General features: G+C 39.5%; 10 protein-coding genes. 6 read left to right on the forward strand and 4 right to left on the reverse strand.

All coding sequences use genetic code 11. From position 1 onward, the window contains the following. The first annotated feature begins 71 nt into the window (after positions 1-71). The 5 genes from glpX to AC2JBO_RS06035 all read left to right on the forward strand — a co-directional run bounded on the left by glpX (position 72) and on the right by AC2JBO_RS06035 (position 7,930). Positions 72-1,109: a class II fructose-bisphosphatase gene (glpX, locus tag AC2JBO_RS06015; RefSeq protein WP_496952723.1), complete on the forward strand. Its 1,038-nt coding sequence runs from the start codon at positions 72-74 to the stop codon at positions 1,107-1,109. A gap of 189 nt (positions 1,110-1,298) precedes the next feature. Next, entirely contained in the window at positions 1,299-2,585 is a 1,287-nt protein-coding gene (locus AC2JBO_RS06020; protein ID WP_496952724.1) for a glutamyl-tRNA reductase, read from the forward strand. Positions 2,586-2,719: 134 nt separating this feature from the next. Continuing rightward, on the forward strand, positions 2,720-5,722 hold the full coding sequence (locus AC2JBO_RS06025; protein ID WP_496952725.1) for a UPF0182 family protein: 3,003 nt from the start codon (positions 2,720-2,722) through the stop codon (positions 5,720-5,722). A 443-nt stretch (positions 5,723-6,165) separates the two neighbouring features. Beyond that, positions 6,166-6,747 (forward strand): DUF2087 domain-containing protein, encoded by a 582-nt coding sequence (locus tag AC2JBO_RS06030; protein ID WP_496952726.1) that lies wholly within the window; start codon positions 6,166-6,168, stop codon positions 6,745-6,747. 496 nt (positions 6,748-7,243) lie between these two features. Beyond that, positions 7,244-7,930 (forward strand): hypothetical protein, encoded by a 687-nt coding sequence (locus AC2JBO_RS06035; RefSeq protein ID WP_496952727.1) that lies wholly within the window; start codon positions 7,244-7,246, stop codon positions 7,928-7,930. A gap of 67 nt (positions 7,931-7,997) precedes the next feature. On the opposite strand, the gene AC2JBO_RS06040 is transcribed toward AC2JBO_RS06035, so the two are convergent. The 4 genes from AC2JBO_RS06040 to AC2JBO_RS06055 are packed head-to-tail and all read right to left on the reverse strand — an operon-like array spanning position 7,998 to position 11,580. Next, complete coding sequence (locus AC2JBO_RS06040; protein WP_496952728.1) at positions 7,998-8,801, reverse strand: GNAT family protein; 804 nt, start codon at positions 8,799-8,801, stop codon at positions 7,998-8,000. Positions 8,802-8,828: 27 nt separating this feature from the next. Continuing rightward, the gene (locus tag AC2JBO_RS06045; protein WP_496952729.1) at positions 8,829-9,902 is read right to left on the reverse strand and encodes a DUF3419 family protein; all 1,074 of its coding nucleotides are present in this window, start codon (positions 9,900-9,902) and stop codon (positions 8,829-8,831) included. Further along, positions 9,880-10,617, reverse strand: a complete 738-nt coding sequence (locus AC2JBO_RS06050) for an iron-containing redox enzyme family protein (protein ID WP_496952730.1) — start codon at positions 10,615-10,617, stop codon at positions 9,880-9,882. The genes AC2JBO_RS06045 and AC2JBO_RS06050 overlap by 23 nt, the downstream gene beginning before the upstream one ends. 9 nt (positions 10,618-10,626) lie before the next feature. Beyond that, positions 10,627-11,580, reverse strand: coding sequence for a fatty acid desaturase family protein (locus AC2JBO_RS06055; RefSeq protein ID WP_496952731.1), 954 nt, complete (start codon positions 11,578-11,580; stop codon positions 10,627-10,629). A 592-nt stretch (positions 11,581-12,172) separates the two neighbouring features. Between AC2JBO_RS06055 and AC2JBO_RS06060 the strand changes: the two genes are divergently transcribed. Continuing rightward, on the forward strand, positions 12,173-12,430 hold the full coding sequence (locus AC2JBO_RS06060; RefSeq protein ID WP_496952732.1) for a hypothetical protein: 258 nt from the start codon (positions 12,173-12,175) through the stop codon (positions 12,428-12,430). Positions 12,431-12,761 lie beyond the last annotated feature (331 nt).

Consider the following 12,761-nt stretch of genomic DNA (forward strand, 5'->3'; position numbering starts at 1 on the left):
TTTGGTAGACTTGAAGACTGAAACGGCTGTTGGAAACGACGCCGATTCAAGCAATTGAGAGGGCAGACTCTGTGGAAAATACTCTTGGGTTAGAGATTATCGAAGTAGTTGAGCAAGCGGCTATCGCTTCCTCACGTTGGATGGGTAAGGGTGAAAAGAATACTGCTGACCAGGTAGCAGTAGAAGCAATGCGCGAACGTATGAACAAAATCTACATGCGTGGACGTATTGTAATTGGGGAAGGTGAGCGTGACGAGGCGCCGATGCTTTATATAGGTGAGGAAGTCGGTATTTGTACTCGTGCGGATGCAAAAGATTATTGTAATCCTGATGAACTAGTCGAAATTGACATCGCCGTTGACCCATGTGAAGGTACTAACCTTGTTGCTTACGGTCAAAATGGCTCAATGGCAGTATTGGCAATTTCTGAAAAAGGCGGTTTATTTGCTGCTCCCGACTTTTATATGAAGAAACTTGCGGCTCCTCCTCAAGCAAAAGGTCGTGTAGATATCAACAAGTCTGCCACCGAAAACCTTAAAATCCTATCTGAATGTTTGAACCGTTCGGTCGAGGAATTGGTAGTGGTAGTTATGGACCGTCCGCGTCACACAGAATTAATTCAGGAAATTCGCTCCGTTGGCGCCAGAGTTCGACTCATCAGCGATGGTGACGTTTCTGCTGCTATTTCATGCGGTTTTGCTGGAACCAACATCCACGCGCTTATGGGTATTGGTGCGGCACCTGAAGGTGTAATTTCTGCTGCTGCAATGCGTTGCTTGGGTGGACACTTCCAAGGACAGTTAATCTATGACCCAGAAGTTGTCCAAACTGGTTTAATTGGCGAAAGCAGAGAAGGTAATCTTGCCCGACTCAAAGAGATGGGTATCACCGACGGCGACAGAGTCTACGACACTAACGAGTTGGCTTCGGGTCAAAACGTATTGTTTGCCGCTTGCGGTATCACTCCCGGAGTTTTAATGGAAGGTGTTCGCTTCTTCCACGGTGGTGCTAGAACTCAAAGCTTAGTAATTTCCAGCCAGTCGAAAACTGCTCGCTTTGTCGATACTATACACATGTTCGATAACCCACAGACAATTCAACTGCACTAAAGCGCCAGAAGTCAGGAGGCAGTGGTCAGGAGGCACGGAGTTAGGGTTAAGAGTAAGGAGTAGAAAGAATTGACTACTTTCTTTTATCCCAAACTAGAAATTAACAACTCATAACCTCTAACTTCTGATTACTGACTACTGACTCCTGACCTCTCTTACAAAACATTGTTACAAATTACGATTTAGCAGATGAATATAGCAGTAGTAGGCTTAAGCCATAAAACCGCGACCGTAGAAGTCCGGGAAAAATTAAGTATTCCAGAACAGTTGGTTGAAACTGCCATCGCACAACTTCTTAATTATCCTCACATCGAAGAAGTTGCTGTTCTTAGTACATGTAACCGTCTGGAAATTTATGTTGTCGCTCGTGAAACCGAACTTGGTATTCGTGAAGTCGTTCAGTTTCTTAGCGAACATAGTAAGCTATCTGTCTTTGCATTGCGACAGCATTTGTTTATGTTGCTGCATGAAGATGCTGTTATGCACTTGATGCGTGTTGCTGGTGGTTTAGACAGCTTAGTTCTTGGTGAAGGTCAAATTCTCGCGCAAGTTAAAAATACCCATAAACTTGGGCAGCAATATGACGGTATAAAAACAATTTTGAATCGATTATTTAAACATTCAATTACAGCCGGAAAACGAGTTCGTTCAGAAACATCGATTGGTACTGGCGCCGTATCCATTAGTTCGGCAGCAGTCGAATTAGCTCATATTAAAGCTGCAAATCTTAGCATGTGCCACGTCGCAATTCTTGGCGCCGGGAAAATGTCCAAGTTACTTGTACAGCACTTATTAGCTAAAGGTGTAGCTTCCATTTCTATTGTTAATCGTTCAATGACACGCGCGACTGAGTTGGCGCAGCAGTTCCCTGGACAACCAATTAAAACTTACCTACTCACCGATATGATGGCAGTAATTGCCGAAAGTGATATGGTATTTACTTCTACGTCGGCTACTGAACCAATACTTGACCGTGCCAAGTTAGAAATGGTTTTAGAACCGAGTCGCCGTTTAATGTTATTTGATATTTCAGTACCACGTAACGTCCACGTTGATGTCAACGAACTTCCACACGTTCAAGCATTTAACGTTGATGACTTAAAAGCAGTTGTCGCGCAAAATCAAGAAAGTCGCCGCAAAATGGCACAAGAAGCCGAAGGATTACTAGAACAAGAATCTGAAGCTTTTGATGTTTGGTGGCGCAGTTTAGAAACTGTTAGCACAATCAGTTGTTTGCGCTCAAAAATTGAATCTATCCGTGAGCAAGAATTGGAAAAAGCTTTGTCACGTCTAGGTTCTGAGTTCGGCGAAAAGCATCAAGAAGTTATCGAAGCTCTAACGCGCGGTATTGTTAACAAAATTTTACATGACCCAATGGTACAACTACGCGCGCAACAAGATGTAGAAGCTCGGCGTAAATGTATGCAAACGCTCCAAATGCTCTTTAACCTTGATGTTGAAGAACAATTTAGTTGAAAGTGCTGAGTAATGAGTGCTGAGTGCTGAGTGCTGAGTAATGAGTTAGAAGTTAGGAGTTTGGATGTAAAATAAGGCTATAATTTCACACTAATCACTCAACACTCATTACTCAGCACTCATTACTTTTAAAGATGTTTCGCCGACTTTGGAACCGTCCGAATTTGCTTATCATACTACTGCTAGGTGTATGGCTGGTTTTTGACTTAGTTTCACACCTAACAGCAGAAATTTTGTGGTTTCAAGAAGTTGGTTATTCAGAAGTTTTCTGGTTACGGTTGAATACACAGCTATTGCTATGGTGTGCTGGATTTTTTACCGCAGCTAGCTTTTTGCTTGCTAATTTAACTATTGCCAAGCGGTTAAAATATCAAGTACCCGAACAAAAAGATAACCGTAAAAACACGAATAATTATGTTAAAAACGATACTCATAGAGACGCGATTAATCGCGTCTCTACTCAGCACTCACAACTCAGCACTCAGCACTCCACACTAAAATTAAGCATTCTTCTGCCCATCGTAATTTGTTTAAGCGTTTGCGCTGGGGTAATATTTGCTTTTTATGCTCAAGAAACTCTAAAAATCTGGCATCTTATCCCAGCACAAGTCACAAAACAATTTCAACTGGTTTTTTCAATATTTAAACTACCACAAGTATCAATATCAACTTTAAAAATCGGTATGATACTTGGAAGCACACTACTAATTTTAATTTTTCACTCTTCTTTTTTACTTGTTTTCGGATTACTTCAAAGCTTATTACTAGGATTTTTGTTTTTGGCTCACTGGGATAAGTTTTTAGAATTATTCCACTTCACTCGTTTTAATCTGACCGAACCTGTTTTTGAACGCGATATCGGCTTTTATGTTTTTTCGCTGCCAATTTGGCAACTCGTAGAATTATTTTTTTTAGGAATATTTTTATACAATCTTGTTGCTGTATCGCTAATTTATTTACGTTCAGCCAACAGTGTGAGTGAAGGTCGTTTTCCCGGTTTTTCCATATCACAACGCCTGCATCTCAATAGTTTGGCTTCCCTTAGTATGTTTGGTGTGGCGTTACGGTATTGGTTACTGCGCTATTGGCTACTTCTAGATAAACGTGGAGTTAATTTCGGCGCCAGTTATACAGCTGCGAATGTGGAGTTGCCCATTTACACTGCATTGAGTTGGGCAGCTTGTTTAATTGGAGTTTACCTGCTGCTGATAGTTTTAATGTTATATCGAGTCGCGCGACAAACAGACAAAAACGAAACAAAGTACCGTTTTGGTGCTAAGAAGCTAATTAAATTGCCTTATCCACGTCATTTGGTTTACGCATTTGCTGTTTTTGGCACAATTGCTATCCTAACAGGGGAATTCATCCCAATGCTGGCACAACGTTTGTTGGTTCAACCTAATGAATTAACTCAAGAGCGTCCTTATATACGACGAACTATTGACTTAACTCGACAAGCATTCAAATTAGACGATATTGAAGAAGAAACTTTTGCTCCCCAAGGTACATTAACTACTGCTGACTTAAAAGAAAATTATTTAACAATTCGTAATATTCGACTTTGGGATACAAATCCGCTATTAGAGGCAAATCGTCAGTTACAACAAATCCGACCTTATTACAATTTTCCTAGTGCTGATATTGACCGTTACACGTTGAGAACGAATAAGGAAAATTCTGAAAGTGAAAGGCAGCAAACGATTATCTCCACGCGCGAATTAGATTCGACTGCACTACCCGAACAAGCAAAAACTTGGATAAATCAACACTTAATTTACACACATGGTTATGGTTTTACACTGAGTCCAGTCAACACTGTCGGTCCAGGTGGTTTACCAGATTACTACGTTCAAGATATTGGTGTTGAGTCGGGAAGTCAACAGGGTTTTTTGCGGGTGTCGGATGAAAGCATTCGAGCAAGTATTCCCATCGGAAAACCACGCATTTACTACGGGGAAATAACTAATAATTATGTAATGACGGGCACAAAAACCCAAGAGTTAGATTATGCAAGTGGTAATGATAATGTTTATAACGTTTACGATGGACGTGGGGGTATTCCAATTACTCCACTTTGGCGCCGATTGATGTTTGCCCAATATCTCAAAGATTGGCAAATGCTGGTGACTCGCAATTTTACACCACAAACCAAATTATTATTTCGCCGCAATATAATGGAGCGAGTTAAGGAAATCGCCCCATTTTTACACTACGATAGCGACTCTTACTTAGTTGCGGCTGATGCTGGCGCCACGACTGAGACGGGTGAAAAAATTCACCTCTACTGGATTATTGATGCCTATACAACTAGTAATACCTATCCCTACTCTGACCCAGGTAAGCATGAATTTAACTATATTCGGAACTCAGTTAAAGTTGTGGTTGATACTTATAATGGCAGCGTAAATTTTTATGTAGCTGATCAGAGTGACCCACTTATTACAACGCTGACGAAAGTCTTCCCAAGCCTGTTCAAACCACTCGATGCAATGAGTAGTGCGCTCGCAAGCCATTTACGCTACCCAGTAGACTTATTTAACGTTCAAACCGAACGTTTGCTTACATACCACATGACTGACCCGCAGGTTTTCTATAACCGCGAAGACCTATGGCAAATACCCAATGAAATTTATGGCGCTAAACCCCGTACCGTCGAACCTTACTACCTAATTACGAAGTTGCCAACTGCAAAAAGCGAAGAATTTATCCTACTGCTGCCCTTTACACCCACCCAACGCCCAAATTTGATCGCTTGGCTCGCTGCACGTTCGGATGGCTCGGAATACGGCAAGCTACTTTTATATAAATTTCCTAAACAGCAGCTTGTTTACGGACAAGAACAAATCGATGCATTAATCAATCAAGACCCAGTGATTTCGCAGCAAATTACTTTATGGAACCGTGAAGGGTCAAGAGTCATTCAAGGCAATTTGCTGATTATTCCTATCGAACAATCTCTACTGTACGTTGAACCTATTTATCTTGAAGCCGAACAAAACAGTGTCCCAACTTTAGTTCGAGTCGTTGTTGCCTACCAAAACCGTATCGTCATGGCGCCGACTTTAGATAACGCCCTAACAGCTGCTTTCCAACCTACAACACCTACAACCCCTGCAATTGTTCGTCCTGTACAGTAACGTTAGTTACAGGCGGCGCCTACTTACGGTTACATTTAATCGGCTTCTATTTTGATGAGCATAAACATAGCTCTATATAGTTTTGTCTAAAATACCTTAATACCTAACTAAAGGTAGATGGTTTAGAACGCAAATCTCAGAAATGAACTTGCATAGTTTTGATTTTCTAATGATGCAATTAGAAATTACTTATATTAACTTTGACCTTCTTACCTGTATCCTGATTCGCCAGTTCAAAGTTTTGTAGCTTTTTAGGAGTTTTATATGTATAAATGTAAAGAACTACTTAAGAAACTAAATTTTATTTGTAAAAAGACTACAAAATGAAAAATTGACTGCAAAAAATATAAAACAGCAAAAAGTAAATGCTGCATAAAAGGAGGGCAGCACGATAATTAGATTCAGCTCTAATTAGATGAGTATCGAATCAATTATATGAAAGTATGGAAAATGAGCAATTTAAAATTTTGCTACGCTTTTTTAAAGCATTAGCAGATGAAAGTAGGTTAAAAATTTTAGGTATTTTGGCTTCGCAAGAATGTAGTGTGGAGGAATTAGCGGCACTACTGCAATTGAAAGAGCCAACGGTATCGCATCATTTAGCAAGATTAAAAGAGTTAAATTTAGTTCGTATGCGCCCAGAAGGAAATGCTCATTTATATCAGTTAGATAGTGAAGCATTACTCTCCTTGAGTAAAGAGGTTTTTACACCAGAGAAAATGGCTTCTTTGGTTGAGGATGTTAGTACACAAGCCTGGGAAAACAAAGTACTAAAAACTTATATTGAAGGAGATTTCCAAAACCCCGAAGCCGAAGAGCGTCTCAAGGAAATTCCTGCGAGTCGAAAAAAGCGGTTAGTTATTCTCAAATGGTTAGTAGAAAAATTTGATATGGGAGTGAAATATCCTGAACGTACTGTTAATGAGATTATCAAGCGCTACCATCCTGATTGCGCCACTTTACGACGCGAGTTAGTTGGTTATCAACTGATGCAGCGTGAACAGGGAGTTTATTGTCGTCTTTGATAAAACTAACTGATTCTTATTGAACGCGCCTCACACGAACCCGGCTTTCTGAGAAAGTCGGGTTTTTTAGTCTTTATGTACTATTTATTTAGCTTAGTAATATATGATGCTTGCCAGTGCGCGTGGTTTTCTTACATAAGGTTACTTGCTGCTTAATTATTATCTTTAATTCTTCATATACAATGGCTTCTATCCAAAATTTGCGTACCAATAATAATAATTTAGTAACTTTTGATAATGATAAATAAGTATTTATTTGTAGAGATAGCAAAATCTATGTAAAAAATTTACAAATTCTTCGATAACTTCATCAAAATGATACAAACAATGCTTTAATAAGTAATTAATTTTAAATGAGTAGGTAAACAAAAATTACTTCCCTCTCCTCCGTAGTTCAGTATTCTAGGACTGCTGAGGTAATGAATGGCTTTCCGCTAGGGTGCAGTTATAGAAACAGCAATTTATCGTACAAACTGGATACCAGTAGATTTCCGATATGCTCAAAAAAGTGTTACTGCCGACCGTTGTAATCTCAGCAACATTGCTAGGTGGTTTTGGCGCCTTGCTATATACGCAAGGCTCGAAGCCAGTACAAATTCAACTTGAAAATCGACAAGTCTTTGATGGCAGACTCAAAGATATCGTCTCCCCGGCTGTTGGAGCTTTGTTAACCATAGGGGTAACAGCGGCGACTGCATCAGTGTTAGCTTGGCACCACTCTGCTAGAGAATCGTCGAAGTTGGAGAAACGATTATCTCAACTTCAAACCGAAATCTCGTATAAAGATGCTCAAATCAACGAACTCAAGGTGGCGCCAACAAGTCCGATGCTATCTTCGCTCGATTGGTTTCTAGATAAAGAGCGTGTAACATCCTCAGTTCCACAAAAAACTACAAAGGAGACTATAAAAGAAACCGTAAAAGAAATCTCACTTCCAGAAGTAGATCCAGAAGTAATTCCAGAACCAGTGTTGCAACCAGTTTTATCAATGCGACCAGCAACAAAGCCAATGGTTCCCATGTCTTCTGTCAGTTATCGGGTCATCACAACTACTCAACCCGAACTACAAACTGCTGAAGTTCAAAATGCCACTAATGCTTTTCCCTCCGCACAGTCTGTACTTGGTTTGACTAAACCGTACCGTCAGGCAGAAACAGCTAAGACTCAAGCATCAATAAGATAGAGTTTTCTGTTAGTTACGTTATGATAATCATTCAGATTCCCAATACATATAAAAGTGGTTGGGAATCTCAAATGTCGCTTGTTAGGATAAAACGCCAGTCGCTATCCTCCATACCATGACTAACAACGCTTGCACTGGCGCCTGGGTAAATTGCTTTCTGTGCTAGGCAAAGCGCTAGTTCGTCATCACTAGGTACACAAAACATATGAGTATACCCAGGTATAACTTCTAATGTAGACTTGTTGGCGCCTGCTCCCCATTGAACGTGAGCCAAGGGTAAGATATCACCCGTACTTTGTAAACGTATATCTTTGATACCTTTGAGGGATAAATAAGAAATATTTCCTCTATATTCGCTAATTAACGGAGCTATTTCCTTCATTGTTGCAGCATCAAGACTATAAATACCCAATTGGGTAGATGCGGTAAATTTAACTGGTGAATACTTTTTAATCACTCTTACCCAACGGTTGGGACTGCCGTCACCAGGGTTCATTGAGATAAAATAACCGCGATTACACTCATCTATACCATCAATTATGGCGTGACCAAGAATTCTTAAAGATAAATTGCGACGCTGGTAGTTAGGGTACACTTTCAAATCACACAGATACCAAGTACTTTCAGGTAGAGCGAATTGTTGGTATGGAATTTGACGCAGTATCCCGGCGCCAACAGCAGCAACTTCGTCGTTATCGTGCATTACGTAATAATTAACTTTGCCAAGACGGTCAAAAAAAGCAAAGTAGTCAAGTCCGTGGTCAATTTGAAAAAAGTCATTTCCTAGAGGATATTTGGCAATTTGTTCGATAGCAACAATTCCCGGTTGGAACAGATGACGTTCTGCGCGGGCAACACGATGAAATTTCATTCTTTAGATATTAGATGTTAGATTAACTTAAATTTTCCAACCTACAACGACTTCACGGTAGAAGAACGAACGGTCAGATTCCAAGAGTGTACGATTTAGGTTTTCATTAATATAGATATGTTTAGCCATGACCTTTTCTAGGCAGTGATCCCCATTTAGGCGCCGTCCAACCAAGGCGCCACCAGGTTTGAGGCAACGCACCGCATTTTGAAGCATGTCATCTAAGTCTGTAGGGGGCATCCAATCGGAAATATTAGAAAATTGGATCAAGTCAAAAGGTTGGTTCCGAGCAAGTTCGAGCATTTTTTGAGCAAAAGCACCGTGATGTAACTTTAACCTTGAAGTTCCAAGCTCTCGAATTGAGATTTGCATTCCCGGTTGGAGGTAAAGCGGTACTCCATCGATACCATATGAATAACAATCGCTCCAAACTTGAGTTAGAAAGTAATTTGCCTTTGTGTATTTTTGTAACGCTTGAGCAAAAACATCGGCAAAATGTGTACCAAAGCTTCTATCCATCGAGTAATTAACAGCAGCATCACCAAAAATACGCGCGAGTTTGTTTCGCTCGAAAACGCTTTCAAAAATTTGGTGCCATTGAGGGTTACGAGTCGCTGTGTCTGGGTCGCGGAGTGGGATGAGACCAGATGCAGTAAAAGAAGCAGATAATTCACGAAATAATTGCTCGAATTTGCCAACTTGGTTAACACCAAAAGCAATTTGTTCAATTCGTGTGTCCCAGTAATTTTTGGTGGATATTGGCAAATTAGCTGCAATTTGATTGTATATATTAACTCTTTGAGCTTGAGTTACTGATTTGGCGCCGATTAAATCTAGTTGTTCTTCTAGGGATAAATATAATAATGCCTGTCGTCGTAACTCAACTAAATGAAGTTGTGCAGGATTTAAATCAACTGCATCAATGTGTGCTACCTCTGGACATGCCAGTAAACTGAGGACAGTACAACCTCCTGATGCAATTAACAGCAGTCGTAACGGATGATTTTGGGATTGGGATAATTGCTTGATAATCCGCAGTTCAATTGTAGGGTCTTCGCGAACTTGGGAAAATGCTAATTCAGTTGGTGGGGCACAAATCATCGTACAGACTCCAAAAATAGTAGGCGCCAAGAACAAGCGCTTGGGAAACTTGGGAACGCGATATTATTTCTTTCCAAGCTGGAGTTGCTACATTCATTAAATCTCTAGCATGTTCGGTATCGAGTTTTTCGTGGGTTGTGTAATGTGACTGACTACCTGGAAGTGTCCAAACCTTTTGTTGTAAGGTGCTAGCAATCGAAGCGCTAATCCCTACATATAGATATTCGATTATACACAGCATTGCGGCGCCTGCTTCTGGACTTTGAGTTAGACAGTAAGTCAAAATAGATTGATTAAATCCGAGAACAGGAGTAGTACAAAATGTATTTAATTCTACTTCCGAAGCTCCCAAAGCAAGTAAATACTCGCGGAAACTAAATTTGTGGGAACGTAGAGGATTACCATAACCGTGTTCCTCAGCAATATTGGCATAAAGTGGCAGTCGTGCTTCAAGAAATTGTACGCGCGCGAGAACCGCAGCTAAAGCTTGGGAAAATGACTCAACGGCAAAGCGAAAAGGTAATTGACTTTGACGAAAAGCATCACGGCTTGTTGATTTATTATTCATCCATATAATGTAAGGATGCTTATTAAAATTGTAAACTTTTGCGACATGCGCTACGGCTGTCTCCAATGTAGGTAATGTAATTAGTTCTTCCCAGCATAATTCTGGTGTTTTACTTGCATATACTTGCTTTGATTTAAATGCCTGCATAAATTTAGATTATTTAATAGCAACACTTCCAACAGGTGATTTCTGTAAACTAGCAAGAGCAAAATCACGTACAAAAGCGAAATACGAAGGAATAAATGGGGCGCCTTTGGATATTAGTTCATCTTTAAGTTCATCATGTAAACGTGGTAAATTATACCAAGGTACACCAGGATACAAATGATGCTCGAGGTGATAATTTTCGTTACACATGAAAAAGCGCGTGACTGGGTTTGTAAGAATAGTGCGTGTACCGCGTATCGTATCGAACTCGTGTTCTAGCAGTGTGTGCTGACTCATCCCGCGAATATTCACCATCGTGTTAATAAATACCATTGGGATCAACCAACCATGTATAAATAAGTTGATATTGATTGGCGCCATAATTAGGGCTGTAGTTATGATTCCCAATAAAGCAACCTCAATAACAATCCAAACTTTGTCTTGAGCATCACCTTGACGAAACCCTAAAACTGGAATTGCGACTAAATACACTGGATAACCAATAATTAGGCGCCCCCAGTGCATCAAAAATTGTAACCAAGTCCACTTCGTGTAATTACTATAATGGTCAGGGTCGCCTGTCTTACCCAAATGTTTATGGTGTTTAAGATGCAGCACTTTATACGCTGAGTAATTTTGTCCAACAGGCAAAGCACAAATAATACTTAAAAAACGATTCCATACTGTATTACTATGCAAAACTCCATGTACTCCCTCATGGGTAAATAGACTAATTCCATGTAACGAAGCTGCTGCAACTAAATAAAACGGTAAACAAATCAAGTAGCACCAAGGACTTATAATTGTTTGGGATACAACAAAAGCTGTATACGCAGCTACAACATATAAAACTAGAAATATTAATAGGCGCCAGTTGTGAGCATGGTTAGCAGTAAAATGTAAATCCTTAAGTAATTCTGAATTTACATGCGGTTTATCCAACTGAGTAACAGTAGATTCCATAGAATATTAGTATTTTTATTACTTGAATCTCAAATAATACTGGTGCCCAGTTTAAATGTATTAGTAAGTTTAGACTGTAACACTTGACTCCAGCATAATTGTATCAAATCAGAAATGTTACCCCTGAATGTGCAACTTTCTTAACTGCACATTATGAAGCTATGTAGGTTGGGTGGAGGCTAAAAGAATCCAACTAAATATTACTAAATATTACTAAATATTACAGGATGTTACGTTGCGACTCAAGGAGATGGCAATATTGTTCTTGTTGGTCAAGCAAGGTCAAGAGGTGGCTTTACAGTCGCGCGCTATATAGGAACTTCCAACAACAGTATCTTATATCTTGCACCTCTCAGTACATACTCGGTTAAAGCAAAAAGCTATGCGATAAAGCTACACTACTTATATTGGTTTTTCTCGATAAATCAAGGCTTTTGCGCTTACTACTGAGTGCTTAAAATCCATCAATTTTTCTTGGTGCAAGATGTGAGGTATCAAATAACTAAATCTTGGATAGATAAATTCTAGCAAGCAATTATCAGCTTGCATCAAAACGAGCGAGAAAAAGCAAAAAGACCCCGAAGGTTGGAAATTGATAATAGATTCTTACTTTGCTCAAATCAGGAATTTATTAGATGAAATAGTAGAATACGAATCTTTAATAAACCATAATCCTCAAGAAACCTTTAGCAAAGATTTTCTAGAAGCATTGTTGGTGCCATACGAACAACTATTGCGTTACAACCGTAAATTTGACAATGTATTCGCTGGGATGTTTGTATCTAGGAAAATTTCCTCTCTGCTTAAGCACCCTAGATACTTAAGCAAACCAGTTACAACAGTGCTTTGAAAAGCAGGAACCAAATCAATTACTTCTATATTGTTGTAACGTCACCACTGGTGATGGAAGAGAAAAATTTATTACTAAGTTACACTATATCATTTAAAAGTAGCAAATATTGGCGCCTCTGCCAACCGCACAGGAAGCGCAAATCTAGGAGCAGACTGTTTCCCAAAGTTCATATTTATTTCAGTATTAATACTTAGGCTAAATATAAAATTTAAAAAAAATCTTAAAAATCACAAAAAACACGTATGATCACTGGTTTAAAGCAAAATCGCCTAAATTCAGTAATTATTACAATTTTTTTGTATAAATTATTTTGTATATTAGTGTCATG

The sequence above is a fragment of the Calothrix sp. CBUCES-K 9914 genome (genome assembly GCF_059640475.1).

Bases quoted from the DNA above. Each gene is read 5' to 3' on its own strand.
- AC2JBO_RS06020 (WP_496952724.1), top strand. From the start codon at position 1,299: ATGAATATAGCAGTAGTAGGCTTAAGCCATAAAACCGCGACCGTAGAA.
- AC2JBO_RS06025 (WP_496952725.1), top strand. From the start codon at position 2,720: ATGTTTCGCCGACTTTGGAACCGTCCGAATTTGCTTATCATACTACTG.
- AC2JBO_RS06030 (WP_496952726.1), top strand. From the start codon at position 6,166: ATGGAAAATGAGCAATTTAAAATTTTGCTACGCTTTTTTAAAGCATTA.
- AC2JBO_RS06035 (WP_496952727.1), top strand. From the start codon at position 7,244: ATGCTCAAAAAAGTGTTACTGCCGACCGTTGTAATCTCAGCAACATTG.
- AC2JBO_RS06040 (WP_496952728.1), bottom strand. From the start codon at position 8,801: ATGAAATTTCATCGTGTTGCCCGCGCAGAACGTCATCTGTTCCAACCG.
- AC2JBO_RS06045 (WP_496952729.1), bottom strand. From the start codon at position 9,902: ATGATTTGTGCCCCACCAACTGAATTAGCATTTTCCCAAGTTCGCGAA.
- AC2JBO_RS06050 (WP_496952730.1), bottom strand. From the start codon at position 10,617: ATGCAGGCATTTAAATCAAAGCAAGTATATGCAAGTAAAACACCAGAA.
- AC2JBO_RS06055 (WP_496952731.1), bottom strand. From the start codon at position 11,580: ATGGAATCTACTGTTACTCAGTTGGATAAACCGCATGTAAATTCAGAA.